We start from the raw sequence: 17,568 nt of genomic DNA on the forward strand, positions 1-17,568 counted from the left end.
AGGGAGAGTTTTGTGTCCGCTTCATCTCAATCGCGCTTGCGCGCCCCCTTGTCCGCCGGCCGCGTCGCCGTGCTGGCCGCCATGTGCGCGGGCGGGCTCGTCGCCGGCATGCCGCAGGCCTGGGCGCAATCGGCGCCCGCCTCCGCGAACGCGCCACGCAGCTACCAGATCGCTGCCGGCCCCTTGGCCGACGCCTTGACGCAGTTCGCGCGCAGCGCCGGCGTGGTGCTGTCGTTCGACCCGGCGCTGGTGCGCGGACGCCGCTCGGAAGGGTTGGCGGGCGCGTACTCGGTGGGCGCGGGATTCTCTCGCATCCTGGCGGGCAGCGGCCTGCAGGCGCGCGCGCAATCGGGCAATACCTGGACGCTGGTGCAGGTTGCTGCGTCCGCGGGCGATACGCCCACGCTGGCGCCGGTGACCGTGTCGGGCATGTCCGACAGCGCGATCACGACGGTGGGCTACGTCGCCACGGTGAGCGCCAGCGCCACCAAGACCGACACTCCGCTGATCGAAACGCCGCAGTCGATATCGGTTGTCACGCGAGAGCAGATCACGGAGCAGGGCGCGCAGACGTTGAACCAGGTGCTGCGTTACACCGCGGGCGTGGCCACGGAATCGCGCGGCGCCACCGCCACGCGCCTGGACCAGTTCAGCGTGCGCGGCTTTCAGGCATCGTCCTACCTGGACGGCCTGCGGGTATTCGGCGGCCGTGACGCCTTGCCGCAAGTGGACACCTATCGCCTGGAGCGCGTGGACGTGCTGAAGGGGCCAGCTTCCGTCATGTACGGGCAGGGCGGTCCGGGCGGCGTGGTCAACCAGGTCAGCAAGCGCCCGCTGGAAGAGACGCTGCGCGAGGTCGAGGTGCAGGTTGGCAACTATGACTACCGCCGTGCCAATTTCGATTTCGGCGGCCCGGTGGATGACGAAGGCAAATTCCTGTATCGCCTGGTCGGCTCGGGCTATATGTCCGACGGCCAGGTCAAAGACACCAAGGAGCGCCGCTACTTCGTGTCTCCGGCCTTCACCTGGAAGCCCAGCGGCGACACCACGCTGACGGTGCTGACGAACTTCCAGCGCGATCCCGACATGGGTTCCTACGGCAGCGTGCCGGCCATGCGCACGCTGCTCTCGGCGCCCGACGGCATCCGTCTGCCGGCGGACTACTACGACGGCGACGCCAACTTCGAAAAGAGCGACCGTAAGAGCTATTCGCTGGGCTATGTGCTGGAGCATCGCTTCAACGACACCTTCAAGGCCTCGCAGAGCCTGCGCTGGACGCGCTCGGAAGCGCAGTACCGCAGCATCTACGGCGCGATGACCAATAACTACGGCTACACCGACAAGACCTACCGCTACCAGCAGCGCGCGTCGATTGCGACCGACGTGGACGTGGGCGCGCTGACCCTGGACAACAACCTGCAGGCGCGCTTCAACACCGGCCGCTTCGCGCATACCGCGCTGCTGGGCTTTGACTACCAGCACGTCAAGACCGACACGCTGTCGGGCTTTGGCACCGCGCCCGCGCTGGACGTGCTGAACCCGGACAACCATCAGAACATCCCGACGCCGGCGTTCTCGACGGACGCGACCTCCAAGCAATATCAGGCCGGCCTGTACTTCCAGGACCAGATCAAGATCGACCGCCTCTCGGTGCTGCTGGGCGGCCGCTACGATTGGTCGCGCACGGTGGGCGAGACCACCACGCTCGCCACCGGCCGGGTCGCGCCGTCCTCGCTGAACGCGGAGAAATTCTCCGGTCGCCTGGGCGTGATCTACAACTTCGACAACGGCGTGGCGCCTTACTTCAGTTATTCGGAATCGTTTGAACCGCAATCGGGCACGGGTTGGCAGAACACGCCCTTCAAGCCGATCGAAGGCAACCAGTACGAGGTCGGCATCAAGTACCAGCCGCCGGGCAGCGCCACGCTGCTGTCGGTTGCGGCATTCGACATCCGGCGCGAGAACATGACCACCACGGATCCGGATCCGACCCATATCTGCGGCACGGCCGGCGGGCGCTGCTCGATCCAGGCGGGCGAACTGCGCACCCAGGGTATCGAGCTGGAAGCCAAGACCGAGCCCATGCGCGGACTGACGCTGGTGGCGGCGTATTCCTTGATGGACAACGAGTACTCCAAGGGCTACCCCAACGCCGCGGGCCTGAACCTGAAGGGCAAGGCGCCCGTGGGCGTGCCTTCGCAGCAGGCTTCCGCCTGGGCCCGCTACCAACTGCAGGACGGTCCGCTGGCGGGCATGGGCGTGGGCGGCGGCGTGCGCTACATCGGTTCCTCGTACGGCAACGAGACCAACACGCTGAAGGTGCCGTCGGTCACGCTGTTCGACCTGATGCTGGACTATGACCTGGGCCGTGCATCGCCTTCGCTCAAGGGCATGCAGGTGGCGCTGAACGTGCAGAACCTGTTCGACAAGGAGTACGTCGCGTCGTGCTCGGGCGATTCCTGGTGCTGGTACGGCTATCAGCGCTCCATCAAGGCCAGCCTGCGCTATCGCTGGTAAGACGGATGGCTACTTCGAAGTGAGAATGGTTATAATTTAAAACCCTCCGAATCGGGCCTGGCCGCGGGGCTGGCTCGATTCGGTCCTCTAAAGGAAATCAACAATGACATTCGCAAGAACCTTGGCCGCTATCGCCCTCATGGGCGCGGCGGGCGCCGCGCAGGCGCATTTCGTTTGGCTGGAACGCAGCGCCGAGGGACCGGCCAAGGCGTACTTCGGGGAATGGGCGGACGACGTGCGCGAAAAGCGCGACGGCCTGCTCGGCAAGATCATGGTGGCGCCGGTCGTGACGGGCGCCGACGGCAAGGCGCTGAAGGCCTCGGGCGAGGGCGCGGATTTCCTCGAATTCGCGGCGGCGGGCAAGGGTGACGTGCGCCTGCGCCAGGCCTACCAGTTCAAGGACACCCTGGTGCAGTACGGCGCCAAGGCTGGCCGCGCGGACACCGAAGGCAAGCTGGACCTGGAACTCGTGCCCGTCGCGGCCGGGACCAACGCTTTCGTGCTGCAGTTCAAGGGCAAGCCGCTGGCGAAAACGGAAGTCACCGTGTTCGGCCCGCCCAAGTGGGAGAAGCGCTTCCACAGCGATGAGAACGGCCGCATCGAAATCACCACGCCATGGCCCGGCCAGTACGTGCTCGAAGCCGCCCATGTCGAAGACAAGGCCGGCGAGGCCGATGGCAAGGCCTACGCCAAGATCCGTTACGTATCCACTCTGACCTTCAACGTTTCCCAGTGAAAGCTCCCGCTGCCGGCGCAGGCATGATGCGCTACCGTCTGGCCGTCTTTTCCAGGGCGGCGGCCGCCATTTTGGGCGGTTATGTGCTGGCGTCGGCGGCTGCGGCCTGCCTGGCCATCTGGCTGCCCATGCGGCGGCCGGACGCCGTGATCACGGCGCAAATGCTGTCCTTCGTGTTCTATGCCTGCGGCGTGATCTGGGTCTTCGCCACGCGCAATGCCTGGCGCGCCTGGGCGGGCGTGCTGTTGCCCGCCGCGCTGCTGGGCGCGCTGTTCGCGGTAGGCCGCATGACGGGGGCGGCATGAAGGCGAAAGTGGAAAAGGCGCAGGGCGAGGAAGGCCTGCGCCAATCCATGTCCTGGCTGCACACGTGGTCGGGGCTGATCTTTGGTTGGGTGCTGTTCGCGATGTTCCTGACCGGCACGCTGGCGTTCTTCCGCCCCGAGATCACGAGCTGGATGCAGCCCGAGATCCAGGTGCGGCCCGCGCCCGCGGCGCAGTCCGTGGCTGCGGCGCAGCGCTACCTGAGCGAACATGCGCCCGACGCCACGCGCTGGTTCATCTCGCCGCCGTCCGACCGCGAGCCGTACCTCCAGGTGCTCTACCTGGTGCCCAAGCCCAAGCCGGGCGAGCGCGGCTTCGTGCGCGTAAAGCTGGATCCGGCTACCGGCCAGGCCTTGACCGCGCGCGAGACGCGCGGCGGCGACTTTTTCTACCGCTTCCATTTCGAACTGGAAACGGCCTTTCCGTGGGGGCGCTGGCTCGCCAGCATCGCCGGCATGTTCATGCTGGTGGCCATCATCAGCGGCATCATCACCCACAAGAAGATCTTCACCGACTTTTTCACTTTCCGGCCCAGAAAGGGCGGCCAGCGCGCCTGGATGGACGGCCATAACGTCTTGTCGGTGCTGGGGCTGCCGTTCCACCTGATGATCACGTTCAGCGGGCTGGTGTTGTTCATGGCCATGTTGATGCCGGCCGGCATCCTGGCGGTGTACGAAAGTCCGCGCCAATACTCCGACGACGTCTTCAAGTCCTTCAGGGTCACGCCCGCGCGCAATGAGCCCGCGCCCTTGCTTCCGCTCGCGCCGCTGGTGGAGCAGGCGCAGCAGCACTGGCAAGGCGGCCGGGTGGGGCGCGTCACCGTCAACCATCCCGGCGATGCCGGCGCGACCGTGACCCTGGTGCGCGATGCCGCCGATGGCGTGTCGTTTGGCAAGCTGGCGCCGTACATGCGCTTTGATGGCGTTACGGGCGCGCTGCAGGAAAGCGAGGACGAGCTCGGCGCCACCGCGCGGACAGCGGGCGTCATCGTCGGCCTGCACCTGGGCCTGTTCGCGGAACCGTTCTTGCGCTGGCTATATTTCCTGGTCAGCATGGCAGGTACGGCCATGGTGGGCACGGGCATGGTCCTGTGGATCGCCAAGCGGCGCCAGAAGGCGCGTCCGGGCGCGCGTGAAGCGTTTTCGTTGCGGCTGGTGGATGCGCTCAATGCCGGCACCATCGCGGGCCTGTTCATCTCGGTCGCCGCTTTTTTCTGGGCCAACCGCCTGCTGCCCGTCGACCTGCCGGGCAGGCAGTTCTGGGAATCGCGCGCCTTCTTTGCCGTCTGGGGCCTGTCGCTGGTCTACGCCTTCCTGTTCCAGCATCGCAAGTGGCGCGATCTGCTGGCTGTCGCGGCGGCCTCTCTGGCGCTGGTGCCGGTGGTCAACGCCCTGACGACCTCGCGCCATCTGGGCGTGTCCCTGCCCACGGGCGACTGGGTCATGGCGGGTTTCGATCTGACTTGCCTGGCCGGGGCGCTGCTGCTGGCCTGGATGGCGCGCAAGGCCGCCCGCGCAGGCAAGGCGGCCGCCAAGGCGCCAATCAAGGGCCGCGCCGCGATCAAGCCCGCAGCCCAGTCCCAGCCTGTCCAGTCCGCCTACGAACCTAGAGGGGATACGCCATGACGCTTGCCGCCTTTTGCCTGGCCTATGCCGGTTTTGCCGCCCTGTGCCTGGGCATGGATCGTCACTACGAAGACCTGTTCGACCGGGCCTTGCCGCGGCGCCACCGCTTGCCTCTGCGGCTGTTCGGCTGGGCTGCGCTGGCCCTGTCGCTGTGCGCTTCGGCAGCGGTTTGGGGCTGGAGCTATGGCACGGTCGAATGGATAGGCATCCTCAGCATTGCCGGGCTGCTGCTGATCTGGTTCCTGACGTTCCGGCCTCGCGCCGCGTTGACCGCCGGCGGCCTGTGCGCGCTGGCGGCGCCGGTGCTGGCCGTTCTGTAGCCGCGCGCCCGGCACGTTACACTGGGCGTTTCCCCTAGCAAACGCCTCTTCGCCTCATGAATACCCGCGTCCTTACCGGCATCACCACCTCTGGAACTCCCCACCTCGGCAATTACGCGGGCGCCATCCGTCCCGCCGTTCAGGCCAGCGCGCAGCCCGGCGTGGACGCATTCTTCTTCATGGCGGACTACCATGCCCTCATCAAGTGCGACGACCCCGCCCGCGTGGCGCGCTCGCGCCTGGAAATCGCCGCCACCTGGCTGGCGGTGGGGCTGGACCACGAACGCGTGACCTTCTACCGGCAGTCGGACATCCCGGAGATTCCCGAACTGACCTGGCTGTTGAACTGCGTCACCGCCAAGGGCCTGATGAACCGGGCGCATGCGTACAAGGCGTCGGTGGACCAGAACACGGAGAAGGGCCTGGAACCGGACGACGGCGTCACGATGGGCTTGTTCTCGTATCCGGTGCTGATGGCGGCGGACATCGTCATGTTCAACGCCAACAAGGTGCCCGTGGGCCGCGACCAGATCCAGCATCTGGAAATGGCGCGCGACATCGCCCAGCGTTTCAACCACCTGTATGGCCGCGATTACTTCACGCTGCCGGAAGTCGTGATCGAAGAGGACGTGGCGACCTTGCCAGGCCTGGACGGCCGCAAGATGTCCAAGAGCTACAACAACACCATTCCGCTGTTCGAGGGCGGCGCCAGCGCGCTGCGCGCGGCGGTGATGCGCATCGTGACCGATTCGCGCGCGCCGGGCGAGCCCAAGGACGCCGAGAATTCGCATCTGTACACCATCTACCGCGCCTTCGCCACGCACGAACAGGCCGCCACGCTGCGCAAGCAACTCGAAGAGGGCATGGGCTGGGGCGAGGCCAAGCAGGCGTTGTACGACCATCTTGAAAACCTGCTGGCGCCCATGCGCGAGAAGTACTTCGACCTGATGGCCAACCCTGGCCGCATCGAAGACATCCTGCAGGCGGGCGCCGCCAAGGCGCGCAAGCTGGCCACGCCGTTCATGCACGAGCTGCGCCAGGCGGTGGGCCTGCGCAATCTGGATGCCGCGTCGGGCGCCCGGGCCGCGCAGCCCAAGAAGGAAAAGGGCAAGGGCGCGCGCTTCGTCAGCTTCCGCGATGAAGACGGCGGCTTCCGCTTCCGCCTGCTGGCCGCCGACGGCGAGGAACTGCTGCTGTCGCAGCGCTTCGCCGATCCGAAGGAGGCTGGCGCCCTGATGCGCCGCCTGCAGTCGGAACCGGCCGATGCGGTGCTGCAGGCCGACGGGCAAGGCTATGCCGCAATGATCGACGGTGTGGCCGTGGCGACCGCGCCGGCGGGCGCGCAGGATGCATCCGGCGCCTCATTGGCGCGCGCGCGCGCCGCGCTGTCGTCGCTGTCGCAGGAATAAGCCCCAGGGGCCGGCGCAAAGCCGGCCCGCAGGTTCAGGCGGCGCGGGCGCTGGCCACGATGCGCCCGTCGCGCACCTGGAAGCGCTGGGCGCTGCCCTGGCCGGCGATCTCGAGCATGTCGCCTTCCGTGTAGCCCGTGACGTTCGGGCAGTCCAGCCATTCCGGGTTGATGAACGGAAAGTACTTCAATGTGCCGCTGCCCTGGCTGGCGAAATCGAAGGTGGTGTTGGCCACCACTTCCGGATCCCATTGGCTGGCGTCGAAGGTCAGCGCACAACCCGCGCCGATGCGGTAAGTGATGCTGGCCCCCATGCTGGCGAATCCCAGCGCGCCGACGTGCAACTGCGCGCCGTTGCTCAGTTCGATGACGCGGCTGCCCAGCCGCTCCAGCGTGATGTGCTTGAAGCTCACTTCGGCGCCGTCCACAAGCAGGTGCGAATACTGGCCCAGGGTGATTTCGCTGTAGACGCCGCTGGCGTTGGCTTCCTTTTCAGTGATGGTTGCCGTTTCATTGGCGGCAAGTGTGATGGTATGGGACATGGCGGGGCGGATCTCCGGTCGTTCAGGGCAGGGCGCTGCTGTTGTTGTTGTGCTGCTCCCCGGCAAGCGTTGCGCGCCATGGCTCGCCTGCTCGCGGGGGGGCTTTGTGTCGCTGCGCGGCCTGGCGCCGTCGGGTCTTATTATTTGGACACAATTAGATATTTTCTATCATTTTTGATAGTTGCGGCTTGAGCGAACACAAGTAACCCGTCTCTTTACGGGTAAGCCCTAGGTAAAAAAAACCGGCGCACCAGGCGCCGGTTTTTCGTGGAGCGGCATTCGCTCAGCGCTTGAGCTTGGCGAACGCGTCCGCCATGGCGCTGTTCATGCCGGCGCCGGCGCCGGAACCACCGCGGCCGCCGTCGCCCTGCGGCCGGCGGTTGCGGTCGCCGCCCTTGGGCGCGTCGGCGCTGCGGCGGGCGGGCGCCGCGGTGTCGTTCAGGCGCATGGTCAGCGCCACGCGCTTGCGAGCCGCGTCCACTTCCAGCACCTTCACGCTCACCGTCTGGCCCACGCGCACGACGTCGCGCGGATCCTTCACGAACTTCTCGGCCAGGGCCGAGATGTGGACCAGGCCGTCCTGGTGCACGCCGATGTCGACGAACGCGCCGAAGTTGGCCACGTTGGTCACGACGCCTTCCAGCACCATGCCCGGGTACAGGTCGTTCAGGGTCTCGACGCCTTCCTTGAACTGCGCCGTCTTGAATTCCGGGCGCGGATCGCGGCCGGGCTTTTCCAGTTCGGCGAAGATGTCGCGCACCGTCGGCAGACCGAAGCGCTCGTCGGTGAAGTCGGACGGCGACACGCCCTTGAGGGCTTCGCGCTGGCCGATGATCTGCTTCACTTCGGCCTTGATCTTGGCGACGATGCGTTCGACCACCGGATAGGCTTCCGGGTGGACCGACGAGGCGTCCAGCGGGTTGTCGCCGTTGGGAATGCGCAGGAAGCCCGCGGCCTGCTCGAACGCCTTGTCGCCAAAGCGCGGCACCTTGCGCAGGATCTCGCGGGTTGGGAAGGCGCCGTTCTCGTCGCGCCAGGCGACGATGTTCTTGGCCAGCAGGGAATTCAGGCCGGACACGCGGGCCAGCAGGGCGGCGGACGCGGTGTTCACGTCCACGCCCACGGCGTTCACGCAATCCTCGACCACGGCGTCCAGCGAACGCGCCAGCTCGCGCTGGTTGACGTCATGCTGGTACTGGCCCACGCCGATGGCCTTGGGATCGATCTTGACCAGTTCGGCCAGCGGATCCTGCAGGCGGCGCGCGATGGACACGGCGCCGCGCAGCGTCACGTCCAGGTCAGGGAATTCCAGGGCGGCGGTTTCGGACGCGGAATAGACGGAAGCGCCGGCTTCGGAGACCACCACGCGGGTGACCTTCAGGTTCGGGAAGCGTTCCATCATGTCGCCCACCAGTTTTTCGCTTTCGCGCGAGGCGGTGCCGTTGCCGATGGCGATCAGGTCGACCTTGTGGCGCGCCACCAGGGCGGCCAGCGTGTTGATGGTGCCTTCGCGGTCGCGGCGCGGCTCGAACGGGTACACGGTGGTGGTGTCCACGACCTTGCCGGTCTGGTCGATCACCGCGACCTTGCAGCCGGTGCGGATGCCGGGGTCCAGGCCCAGCACGGCCTTGGGGCCGGCCGGCGCGGCCAGCAGCAGGTCCTTCAGGTTGGCGGCGAACACGCGGATGGCTTCGGTTTCGCCGCTTTCGCGCAGGCGGCCGATCAGTTCGCTTTCGAAGGCCGTCAGCAGCTTTACGCGCCAGGTCCAGCGGCAGACTTCGCCCAGCCAGCGGGCGCGCGGCGTGGCGTCCAGTGCGAACAGGCCGTTACCCAGCTTCAGGAAGCCGGCGATGCGGGCCACGCAGGGATGCGGCGTCTGCGCTTCGAGTTCGGCTTCCAGGCCCAGGCGCAGTTCCAGCACGCCTTGCTGGCGGCCGCGCAGCAGCGCCAGGATGCGGTGCGAGGGCAGGGTGCGCAGCGGCTCGTTGAAGTCGAACCAGTCGCGGAAATTGGCGCCCTCGGTTTCCTTGCCGTCGACCATCTTGGAATGGATCAGGCCGGTGGACCACAGGTGTTCGCGCATGTCGGCCAGCAGGTCCGCGTTTTCCGCGTAGCGCTCGGCCAGGATGTCGCGCGCGCCGTCGAGCGCGGCCTTGGCGTCGTTGATGGACGCTTCCGGATTCAGGTATTGCGCGGCCAGCGCGGCGGGGTCGCAGGCGGGATCGGCCAGGATGCCGTCGGCCAGCGGCTCCAGGCCTGCTTCGCGGGCGATCTGGGCGCGGGTGCGGCGCTTGGGCTTGTACGGCGCGTACAAGTCTTCTAGGCGCTGCTTGGTGTCGGCCGTGGCGATTTCCTGCTGCAGCGCTTGCGTGAGCTTGCCCTGCTGCGAGATGGATTCAAGAATGGAGCCGCGGCGCTCTTCGAGTTCGCGCAGATAGCCCAGGCGCACTTCGAGATTGCGCAGCACGGTATCGTCCAGGCCGCCGGTGGCTTCCTTGCGATAGCGGGCGATGAAGGGCACGGTGGCGCCATCGTCCAGTAGTTCCACCGCCGAAGCGATCTGGGAGGCGCGCGTGCCCAGCTCGGTGGCGAGCTGCGCGACGATGCGGGCGTTGTCGACGCCGGCGGCGACGTACGTGATAGCGGAAGTTTCAGACATCTCGATACGACGACAAAAAGGAAAAACAAGGGGCGGATTGTGCCATAAGCCGCTGTTACAAAACGTGCCAGGGTGGACGGATATGTCCCCCTTGCGCTGCCCGGGTGGCCAATCAGCGGTCCGGCAGCGGGTATCATTTGGTCCTTTCCCACACATGTGTCTGGCGCCCGAACCGCAACCGGCACCGGTTCACCGTTGACTCGCTATGCTGGACCTGGACATCTCCGAATTCTTCGACGCCGACGGGCCTTTGGCCACGGCCTTGCCTGGCTACAAGCCGCGCCCCTCGCAGGTTGAACTCTCGCAGGCCATAGGCCAAGCCATCCAGGACCGCGCCACCCTGGTGGCCGAGGCGGGCACCGGCATCGGCAAGACCTGGGCCTATCTTGTACCCGCCTTCATCCAGGGCGGCAAGGTGCTGATTTCCACCGGTACCCGCACCCTGCAGGACCAGCTTTTCGCCCGCGACCTGCCGCGCGTGCGCGCGGCGCTGGCCGCGCCGGTGACCGCCGCGCTGCTCAAGGGCCGCGGCAACTACGTCTGTCATTACCACCTGGACCGCCTGCAGGGCGACGAGCGCGCCTTGAAGTCGCGCACCGAAATCCAGCAGCTGCGCCAGATCCAGGTGTTCGCCGGCATCTCCAAGACGGGTGATCGCGGCGACCTGGCGCAGGTGCCGGAAGACGCCGACATCTGGCAGCGCGTGACCTCCACGCGCGAGAACTGCCTGGGCCAGGAATGCCCGCGCATTCGCGACTGTTTCGTGGTGAAGGCGCGCCGCCAGGCGCAAGAAGCCGACGTGGTGGTGGTCAACCACGCCCTGTTCATGGCCGACCTGGTGCTGCGCGAAGAGGGCGTGACCGATCTGCTGCCCGAGGCGGATACCGTGATCTTCGACGAAGCGCACCAGTTGCCGGATACCGCCACCCGCTTCCTGGGCAGCAGCGTGTCCACGCACCAACTGCTGGATTTTGGCCGCGCGATGGAAGCGGCCGGCCTGGCCTATGCGCGCGAGGCCGCCAAATGGAGCGACGTCAGCCGCCATGTGGAAACGGCGGCGCGCGAGCTGCGCCTGGTCTGTGCGCCGCTGGACAAGATGCCTGGCCGCAAGGCCACCTTCGAGGCCATCCCCAACCCCGAGGAATTCGACGAAGCGCTATTGGCGCTGCGCGAGGCCGTGGACGGCGCCGCGAAGGCGCTGGGCGCGGTGGCCGAAAAGCACCCGGACCTGATGGCGGCCGCGCGCAGCGGCGCCGAGATCTCGGTGCGGCTCAAGCGCTGGGCCACGCCAGGACGGGCGACGGCGGATCACGGCGACGAAGGCTGGGGCCGCGACGACCAGGCGCCCGAGCCTGCGATGCAATCGGCGTTGGGCGACGGACTCTCCACGCCCGTCGCGATCCTGGAAGGCGCTGCCGCCGCGGAACAATGGTCCGGGCCCGCGGTGCGCTGGGTCGAGCACGGCCAGCATCACGTGCGCCTGCATTCGGCGCCGCTGTCGGTGGCCCAGGCCTTTTCCAAATACCGCAAGCCGGGCCAGGCCTGGATCATGACCTCGGCCACCTTGTCCGTGAACGGCGAGTTCACCCACTTCACCAGCCAATTGGGGCTGGAGAGGGCGCGCACGGGCAAGTGGGAATCGCCCTTCGACTATCCCGAACAAGCCTTGCTGTTCGTGCCGCGCGGCATGCCCGAACCGCAATCGCCGCAGTTCCTCGACCGTTTCGTGCAGACGCTGCTGCCGCTGCTGGAGGCCAGTCCCGGCGGCACGCTGGTGCTGTGCACGACGCTGCGTGCCGTGGACAAGGTCGCCAACCTGCTGGCCGACGCCTTCGACGATGCCGGACATGAATGGCCCTTGCTCAAGCAGGGCGAAGGCACGCGCCGCGACCTGCTGGACCGCTTCTGCAAGCTGGAGCATCCGGTGCTGGTGGGCAGCGCCAGTTTCTGGGAAGGCATCGACCTGCCTGGCGATGTGCTGACCCTTGTGGCGATCGACAAGCTGCCGTTCGCGCCGCCCGACGATCCCGTCATCGAGGCGCGGCTGCGCGCCTGCCGCGCGCAGGGCGGCAATCCGTTTTCGGAATACCAGTTGCCCGAAGCCGCGATTTCGCTCAAGCAGGGCGCGGGCCGCTTGATCCGCACGGAATCCGATTGGGGGGTGCTGATGGTGGGCGATGCGCGCCTGGTCGAAAAGCCTTACGGCAAGCGACTGTGGCGCGGATTGCCGCCATTTGCGCGGACGCGCGAGCTGGAAGAAGTGCTGGCGTTCTACCGGCGCAAGCAGGAACCGCAGGGCTAGAAGCGGGGCTGTGTCAGAAGACACGCCAGGAGGTGGCCCCGCCAAATGGTGGCCCCGCCTGATGATTGCGTCGCCGCAATGAGGCTCGCCGGCATGGTCAGGCGACGACCCGTTCCGTCCTGCGCGACAGCGCCCACCATCCTGTCATGACCGCGGCCAGGCCCACGATGGGCAGCATGGCGGCATTCAGCGCCTCCCAGCCCATGCGCGCCAGCGCCGGCCCGGCGGCCAGCGTGGCCAGTGCGGTGGTGGCATAGCGCAGCATCTCGGCCGCCCCTTGCACCCGTGCCCGTTCGGCGGGACGGTAGGATTGGGCCAGCAGCGTGGTGCCGCCTACGAACATGAAGTTCCAGCCCACGCCCAGGCAGAACAATGCCGCATGGAAGGCCGTGAGCGAAGTCGATTGCATCGCGATCAGCGAGCAGGCCGCGTTCAGCGCCATGCCCATGCCGAGCACGCGCGGCAGTCCCAGCCGGTTGATCAACGCGCCGGCGAAAAACGCCGGGGCGTACATGCCGATGAGGTGCCACTGCATGATGCTGGCGCCGTCGGCAATGCTGTGCTGGCAGGCCACAGCGGCGAGCGGCGCGGCTGTCATGACGAACATCATCGAGACCGACCCCACGACATTGTTGGCCAGCGCCGCCACGAATATCGGCTGCCGCATGACTTCGCCCAAGGGACGGGCCGGCAGGCCCGCGGCCTGCGTGTCGGCGGGCTGGCTGCCGTCGGCTTCCTGGTCGCGGTAGGCGAGGAGCAGCAGCGCGCTGGCCGCTCCCAGCAGGGCCACCATCAGATAGGCGCCAGAGAAGATCGCGGCGGGAAAGATGTCCTTGGCCCAGGCGGCCAGCGCCGGTCCTGCAATGGCCGCGATGACGCCGCCGGTCAGAATCACGGAGATGGCGCGGCTCTTGGCTTCGGCGGGCACCGCGTCCGCGGCCGCCAGCCGGTAGTACTGCGCGAAGGCCTGGAACACGCCGACCAGCGCCGTGCCCAGGCAAAAGAGCCAGAAGTCGCTGGCGAAGACCGCGGCCACGGAAATCAGCCCGCCGGCCGCGCCCGCAAGCGATCCCAATATGAAACCGGCGCGCCGGCCGATGCGCTGCATGAGCAAGGAGGCATACCAGGTCACCGCGGCGCCCGCCACCGTGATCAGCGCGAAAGGCAGCGTCGCCAGCGCCGGATGCGGCGCCAGCATCTGGCCGGTCAGCGCCGTCAGGGTCAGGTCGATGGAGATCGCCGCGATGTACAGGCCTTGGCAGACGGCGAGGATGCGGGCATTGCGCAGGCCGCGCAGGGAAGCGTTCATGGCAGGAGCAGGTCCGGAGGATTGACAGGCCCCACTCTAGCGCCCGAAACTATGGCAAGAATGACTATTTTCCCTCGTTTCTTGCCATGGCCACTCACAGAGTATGCATCCTGCCCGTGCCGAACTTCCAGCTGCTCGACATGGCCGGGCCGCTGTCAGTCTTTCAGATCGCCGCCGAACTGGTGCCGGGTGCCTATGAGGTAGCCGTGGTGTCAGCCGAGGGCGGGCCGGTCCGCTGCTCGGCTGGCGTGCCCGTGCTGACGCGCCCCTGGCGTGGCCTGCGCGCCGATACCGTGCTGGTGCCGGGCGGCCAGGGCGCGCGCGAGCCCCAGGCTGCGCCGGCCATGCTGGCCTATCTGCGCGGCGCGCATGCGCGCGGACGGCGCGTGGCCAGCGTCTGCACGGGCGCTTTCGTGCTGGCGCAGGCCGGCATCCTGCAGGGGCGCCGGGTGACGACCCACTGGCGCCACGCCGCCGAATTGCAGCAGCGCCATCCGGCACTGGCGGTGGAGGCGGATCGCATCTATGTCGAAGACCGCACAGTCTGGACCTCGGCGGGCATCACGGCCGGCATCGATCTCGCGTTGGCCATGGTGCAGGCCGACCACGGCGAGGCGATTGCCCGAGCCACCGCCCGCGAGATGGTGGTCTATCACCGGCGCACGGGCGGGCAATCGCAGTTCTCGGTCCTGCAAGACCTGGCGCCGGCCAGCGGACGCATGCGCGAGGTGCTGGCCCACGTCGGCCAACATCTGGATCAAGTGCTGGACATCGAGCGCCTGGCCGCCGTGGCCTGCCTGAGTCCGCGCCAATTCTGCCGCCAGTTCAAGCTTGAAACCGGCCAGACTCCGGCCAAGGCCGTGGAGCGGGTGCGCGCCGAGGCCGCACGCGAACTGGTGGAAGAAGGCGAAGCCGGCATGGACGCCATCGCGCGCCGGGTGGGTTTCGGTGACACGGAACGCATGCGCCGCGCCTTCATCCGCATTTACGGGCAACCGCCACAGGCCTTGCGGCGCGGCGCGCCCGCATGAAAAAAGCCCCTGCGTGGCAGGGGCTTTCTTCGGTGCGGCAACTGATATGTCAGTTGAAGGGGTTCCACCAGCTCTTGTCGGCCTTCAGGCCCTTGGTCTTGAATTCGCTGTTGGGGAAGTTCTTGTCATACACGCGCTGCGAGTCGTTCTTCAGTTCGGTCATGCCGAGCTTGTCGTAGGACTCGACCATCAGGTAGAGCGCTTCCTCGGTGGCGGGGGCGCCTTCGAAGTCGGTGATGACGGTTTGCGCGCGGTTGGCGGCGGCCACGTAGGCACCGCGCTCATAGTAGTAGCGGGCGACGTGCACTTCGTTCATGGCGATGGTGTTGACCAGCCAGGCGACGCGCTTCTCGGCGTCCACCGTGTACTTGCTGTCCGGGTAGCGCTTGATCAGCTCGTTGAACGCGTCGTAGGACGCGCGCAGACCCTTGGGATCGCGTTCCGCGGGATCCTGGCCGGTAATGCTGCTCATGAAGGCGCTGGCCGGGGTGAAGTTGATCAAGCCCTTCAGGTAGAGGGCGTAATCGGTGCCGGGATGGTTGGGGTAGAGCTGCTGGAAGCGGTCGATGGCGGCCAGGGCCTGTTCGTTTTCGCCGTCCTTCCAGTTGACGTAGGCGAGCTCAAGCAGGGCCTGCTGCGCGTAGACGCCGAAGGGGTAGCGGCTTTCGATCGCGGTCAGCCGCTCGCGCGCTTCTTTCCAGCCGCCCGAAGACATTTCAGCCTTGGCGTCCGCGTAGAGCTGTTCGGCGCTCCAGTTGGTGGTCTTGTCATATTTGCTGTTGGTCGAGCCGCAACCGGCGATGACCATGACGGCAAACAGCGCGATAACCACGCGCAAAACCGGCCCGCTTCGGGAGGCGGGATTCGAGGGAGCTGCGGAGTGGTGAATCACGAGAATCGTATCCTTGGTGTTAGCATGCAAGGCTGATTATATGATTTGTCTCCATGTCTGATACAGCCTCCGGCGCGGATCTCGTTTCTGATGATGAACTCCTGGGTAATTCCGAGGATTCTCCCCAGGGGGAACCGCAATTTGTAACCGTGCCTTCCAGCACGCGCGCTGACCGGCTGGACAAGGTGCTGGCGGGGCTGTTGCCCGAGCATTCCCGTGGCCGGCTGCAGGGTTGGATCGAGGCCGGCAACGTCCACGTGAACGGCAGGCCCGGCAAGGTGCGCCAGACGGTCGGTCCCGGTGATGAACTCACCGTCTGGCCTCAGCCCGCGCCTGAATCCCTGGCTTTCGCGCCCGAACCCGTCGATTTCGCAGTCGTCGACGAAAGCCCCGACTGGATCGTGGTGAACAAGCCCGCGGGCCTGGTCACGCACCCCGGCGCCGGCAATTGGAGCGGCACGCTGCTAAACGGCCTGCTGTACCGCTATCCCGAACTGACCCAGGTGGCGCGTGCCGGCATCGTGCATCGCCTGGACAAGGACACTTCCGGCCTGATGGTCGTGGCGCGCAACGAAACTGCCCAGACGCATCTGGTGCGCCAATTGCAGGCGCGCAGCATGGGCCGGGAATATGTGGCGCTGGCCCATGGCTGGCTGGCCGCGGCCGGCAAGGTCGATCGTCCCATCGGCCGCGATTCGCGCGTGCCGGTGCGCATGAGCGTGGAACGCCCGGTGGCGCCCAAGCCGGCCATTACCCATTACGCGCCCGCTCGCCGCGGCGAAGCGGATCCCGGCGGCCGCGTCACCGAAGTGGTGTGCCGCCTGGAAACCGGCCGCACCCATCAGATCCGCGTGCACATGGCCAGCCTGGGGCATCCGCTGCTGGCCGATACGCTTTACGGCGGCAAGAACATCGTGGGCGCGCAGCGGCAGATGCTGCATGCGCGCGCGCTGCATTTCGAAGATCCGGGCGGCCGCGGCGAAGTCGAGTTCGCCGCAGCCGTGCCTCCCGACATGGGCTTGGTCCAGGAAGAGATCGCATGGAACGCGTAGTGGCAGGCCTGCCGGTAGTGACAGGCCCGGAATGGGCGGGCGTGAACTATTTCTGCACGACCCGGGCAGGGGGCGTCGGCGTCGCGCCGCACGACACCTTGAATCTGGGTCGCCGCGCTGGAGACGATCCGGACACGGTCATTGAAAACCGGCGCCGCGTGCGTGCCGCGCTGCCCGCCGAACCCCTGTGGCTGCGCCAGGTCCACGGCAGCGAAGTCGTGGACGCTGATCAGGCCGACCTCCCGGACGAGCCGGCGGTCGATGCCAGCGTCACGGCGCGGCCCGGCCGCGTCCTGGCCGTCATGGTGGCGGACTGCCTGCCGGTGGTCATCGCCGACGCGCAAGGCACGGTGCTGGGCGCGGCGCATGCCGGCTGGCGCGGCCTGTCGGGCGGCGTGCTGGAACATACGCTGGCCGCCATGCGCGCCAAGGCGCCGCAGGCTTCGGGCTGGCGCGCCTGGGTCGGACCGGGCATCGGTCCGCAGGCGTTCGAGGTCGGCCAGGACGTGCTGGATGCCTTCTCCCAGGACGATCCCGCGGCCTTGCGCTACTTCACGCCGCGGCCCGGGCTATCCGGAAAATGGCTGGCCGATCTCGCCGGATTGGCTGATTTCCGCCTGCGCCGCGCCGGAGTACAAGATGTCTCCTTGAGCGGACTGTGCACGGTGGCCGGGGCCGATCGATTCTTCTCGTACCGCCGTGATGGCGAAACCGGACGCATGGTGTTGCTGGCCTGGCTCGGCGGGGTTTGATCTGGCGCAAGGCCCGCGGCTGGGCTTGCGGCGTACCCTGGCAGGCCTCCTTGTATACCCGCATTGACAGCCCCGGACCCGGAATGCAACATCAATCGCG

The 17,568-nt window shown here is 67.1% G+C and carries 14 protein-coding genes; 10 read left to right on the forward strand and 4 right to left on the reverse strand.

Annotation, left to right across the window (positions count from 1 at the left end; translation table 11 throughout):
* Positions 1-81 precede the first annotated feature (81 nt).
* From AXYL_RS08200 to AXYL_RS08225, 6 genes are all read left to right on the forward strand, one after another.
* Complete coding sequence (locus AXYL_RS08200; RefSeq protein WP_085947847.1) at positions 82-2,517, forward strand: TonB-dependent siderophore receptor; 2,436 nt, start codon at positions 82-84, stop codon at positions 2,515-2,517.
* A 103-nt stretch (positions 2,518-2,620) separates the two neighbouring features.
* Entirely contained in the window at positions 2,621-3,253 is a 633-nt protein-coding gene (locus tag AXYL_RS08205) for a DUF4198 domain-containing protein (RefSeq protein ID WP_013392330.1), read from the forward strand.
* Between the two features lie 23 nt (positions 3,254-3,276).
* Complete coding sequence (locus AXYL_RS08210; protein WP_041652797.1) at positions 3,277-3,558, forward strand: DUF3649 domain-containing protein; 282 nt, start codon at positions 3,277-3,279, stop codon at positions 3,556-3,558.
* Complete coding sequence (locus AXYL_RS08215; protein WP_013392332.1) at positions 3,555-5,201, forward strand: PepSY-associated TM helix domain-containing protein; 1,647 nt, start codon at positions 3,555-3,557, stop codon at positions 5,199-5,201. The genes AXYL_RS08210 and AXYL_RS08215 overlap by 4 nt, the downstream gene beginning before the upstream one ends.
* Positions 5,198-5,521 carry a DUF3325 domain-containing protein gene (locus tag AXYL_RS08220; protein ID WP_013392333.1) on the forward strand — a complete coding sequence of 108 codons (324 nt, stop codon included), beginning with the start codon at positions 5,198-5,200 and terminating at the stop codon, positions 5,519-5,521. The genes AXYL_RS08215 and AXYL_RS08220 overlap by 4 nt, the downstream gene beginning before the upstream one ends.
* Positions 5,522-5,577: 56 nt before the next feature.
* The gene (locus tag AXYL_RS08225; protein ID WP_013392334.1) at positions 5,578-6,930 is read left to right on the forward strand and encodes a tryptophan--tRNA ligase; all 1,353 of its coding nucleotides are present in this window, start codon (positions 5,578-5,580) and stop codon (positions 6,928-6,930) included.
* Positions 6,931-6,964: 34 nt separating this feature from the next.
* Here AXYL_RS08225 and AXYL_RS08230 read toward each other — a convergent pair whose 3' ends face one another.
* Together AXYL_RS08230 and tex are read right to left on the reverse strand one after the other, a co-directional pair.
* On the reverse strand, positions 6,965-7,471 hold the full coding sequence (locus tag AXYL_RS08230; RefSeq protein WP_013392335.1) for a hypothetical protein: 507 nt from the start codon (positions 7,469-7,471) through the stop codon (positions 6,965-6,967).
* 283 nt (positions 7,472-7,754) lie between these two features.
* Positions 7,755-10,130 (reverse strand): RNA-binding transcriptional accessory protein Tex, encoded by a 2,376-nt coding sequence (gene tex, locus AXYL_RS08235; RefSeq protein ID WP_013392336.1) that lies wholly within the window; start codon positions 10,128-10,130, stop codon positions 7,755-7,757.
* A gap of 205 nt (positions 10,131-10,335) precedes the next feature.
* Here tex and AXYL_RS08240 point away from each other — a divergent pair, with 205 nt between their 5' ends.
* Positions 10,336-12,432: an ATP-dependent DNA helicase gene (locus tag AXYL_RS08240; RefSeq protein ID WP_013392337.1), complete on the forward strand. Its 2,097-nt coding sequence runs from the start codon at positions 10,336-10,338 to the stop codon at positions 12,430-12,432.
* 97 nt (positions 12,433-12,529) lie between these two features.
* Here AXYL_RS08240 and AXYL_RS08245 read toward each other — a convergent pair whose 3' ends face one another.
* Positions 12,530-13,741: an MFS transporter gene (locus AXYL_RS08245; RefSeq protein WP_013392338.1), complete on the reverse strand. Its 1,212-nt coding sequence runs from the start codon at positions 13,739-13,741 to the stop codon at positions 12,530-12,532.
* Positions 13,742-13,827: 86 nt separating this feature from the next.
* On the opposite strand from AXYL_RS08245, the gene AXYL_RS08250 reads away from it, so the two are divergent.
* Positions 13,828-14,772 (forward strand): GlxA family transcriptional regulator, encoded by a 945-nt coding sequence (locus tag AXYL_RS08250; protein WP_013392339.1) that lies wholly within the window; start codon positions 13,828-13,830, stop codon positions 14,770-14,772.
* A gap of 49 nt (positions 14,773-14,821) precedes the next feature.
* Here AXYL_RS08250 and AXYL_RS08255 read toward each other — a convergent pair whose 3' ends face one another.
* Positions 14,822-15,580 (reverse strand): outer membrane protein assembly factor BamD, encoded by a 759-nt coding sequence (locus AXYL_RS08255; protein WP_237710019.1) that lies wholly within the window; start codon positions 15,578-15,580, stop codon positions 14,822-14,824.
* A 137-nt stretch (positions 15,581-15,717) separates the two neighbouring features.
* Here AXYL_RS08255 and AXYL_RS08260 point away from each other — a divergent pair, with 137 nt between their 5' ends.
* Both AXYL_RS08260 and pgeF read left to right on the forward strand, forming a co-directional pair.
* Complete coding sequence (locus tag AXYL_RS08260; RefSeq protein ID WP_013392341.1) at positions 15,718-16,716, forward strand: RluA family pseudouridine synthase; 999 nt, start codon at positions 15,718-15,720, stop codon at positions 16,714-16,716.
* Positions 16,704-17,468, forward strand: a complete 765-nt coding sequence (gene pgeF / locus AXYL_RS08265; RefSeq protein WP_013392342.1) for a peptidoglycan editing factor PgeF — start codon at positions 16,704-16,706, stop codon at positions 17,466-17,468. Before AXYL_RS08260 ends, pgeF begins: the two co-directional genes overlap by 13 nt.
* Positions 17,469-17,568 lie beyond the last annotated feature (100 nt).

The organism is Achromobacter xylosoxidans A8 (assembly GCF_000165835.1).
Lineage (GTDB): Bacteria > Pseudomonadota > Gammaproteobacteria > Burkholderiales > Burkholderiaceae_B > Achromobacter > Achromobacter xylosoxidans_B.

Coding starts and splice junctions, on each gene's coding strand:
- AXYL_RS08225 (WP_013392334.1), top strand. CDS start 5,578: ATGAATACCCGCGTCCTTACCGGCATCACCACCTCTGGAACTCCCCAC.
- AXYL_RS08245 (WP_013392338.1), bottom strand. CDS start 13,741: ATGAACGCTTCCCTGCGCGGCCTGCGCAATGCCCGCATCCTCGCCGTC.
- AXYL_RS08220 (WP_013392333.1), top strand. CDS start 5,198: ATGACGCTTGCCGCCTTTTGCCTGGCCTATGCCGGTTTTGCCGCCCTG.
- AXYL_RS08205 (WP_013392330.1), top strand. CDS start 2,621: ATGACATTCGCAAGAACCTTGGCCGCTATCGCCCTCATGGGCGCGGCG.
- AXYL_RS08255 (WP_237710019.1), bottom strand. CDS start 15,580: ATGGTCATCGCCGGTTGCGGCTCGACCAACAGCAAATATGACAAGACC.
- AXYL_RS08260 (WP_013392341.1), top strand. CDS start 15,718: ATGTCTGATACAGCCTCCGGCGCGGATCTCGTTTCTGATGATGAACTC.
- tex (WP_013392336.1), bottom strand. CDS start 10,130: ATGTCTGAAACTTCCGCTATCACGTACGTCGCCGCCGGCGTCGACAAC.
- AXYL_RS08240 (WP_013392337.1), top strand. CDS start 10,336: ATGCTGGACCTGGACATCTCCGAATTCTTCGACGCCGACGGGCCTTTG.
- AXYL_RS08230 (WP_013392335.1), bottom strand. CDS start 7,471: ATGTCCCATACCATCACACTTGCCGCCAATGAAACGGCAACCATCACT.
- AXYL_RS08200 (WP_085947847.1), top strand. CDS start 82: ATGTGCGCGGGCGGGCTCGTCGCCGGCATGCCGCAGGCCTGGGCGCAA.
- AXYL_RS08210 (WP_041652797.1), top strand. CDS start 3,277: ATGATGCGCTACCGTCTGGCCGTCTTTTCCAGGGCGGCGGCCGCCATT.
- pgeF (WP_013392342.1), top strand. CDS start 16,704: ATGGAACGCGTAGTGGCAGGCCTGCCGGTAGTGACAGGCCCGGAATGG.
- AXYL_RS08250 (WP_013392339.1), top strand. CDS start 13,828: ATGGCCACTCACAGAGTATGCATCCTGCCCGTGCCGAACTTCCAGCTG.
- AXYL_RS08215 (WP_013392332.1), top strand. CDS start 3,555: ATGAAGGCGAAAGTGGAAAAGGCGCAGGGCGAGGAAGGCCTGCGCCAA.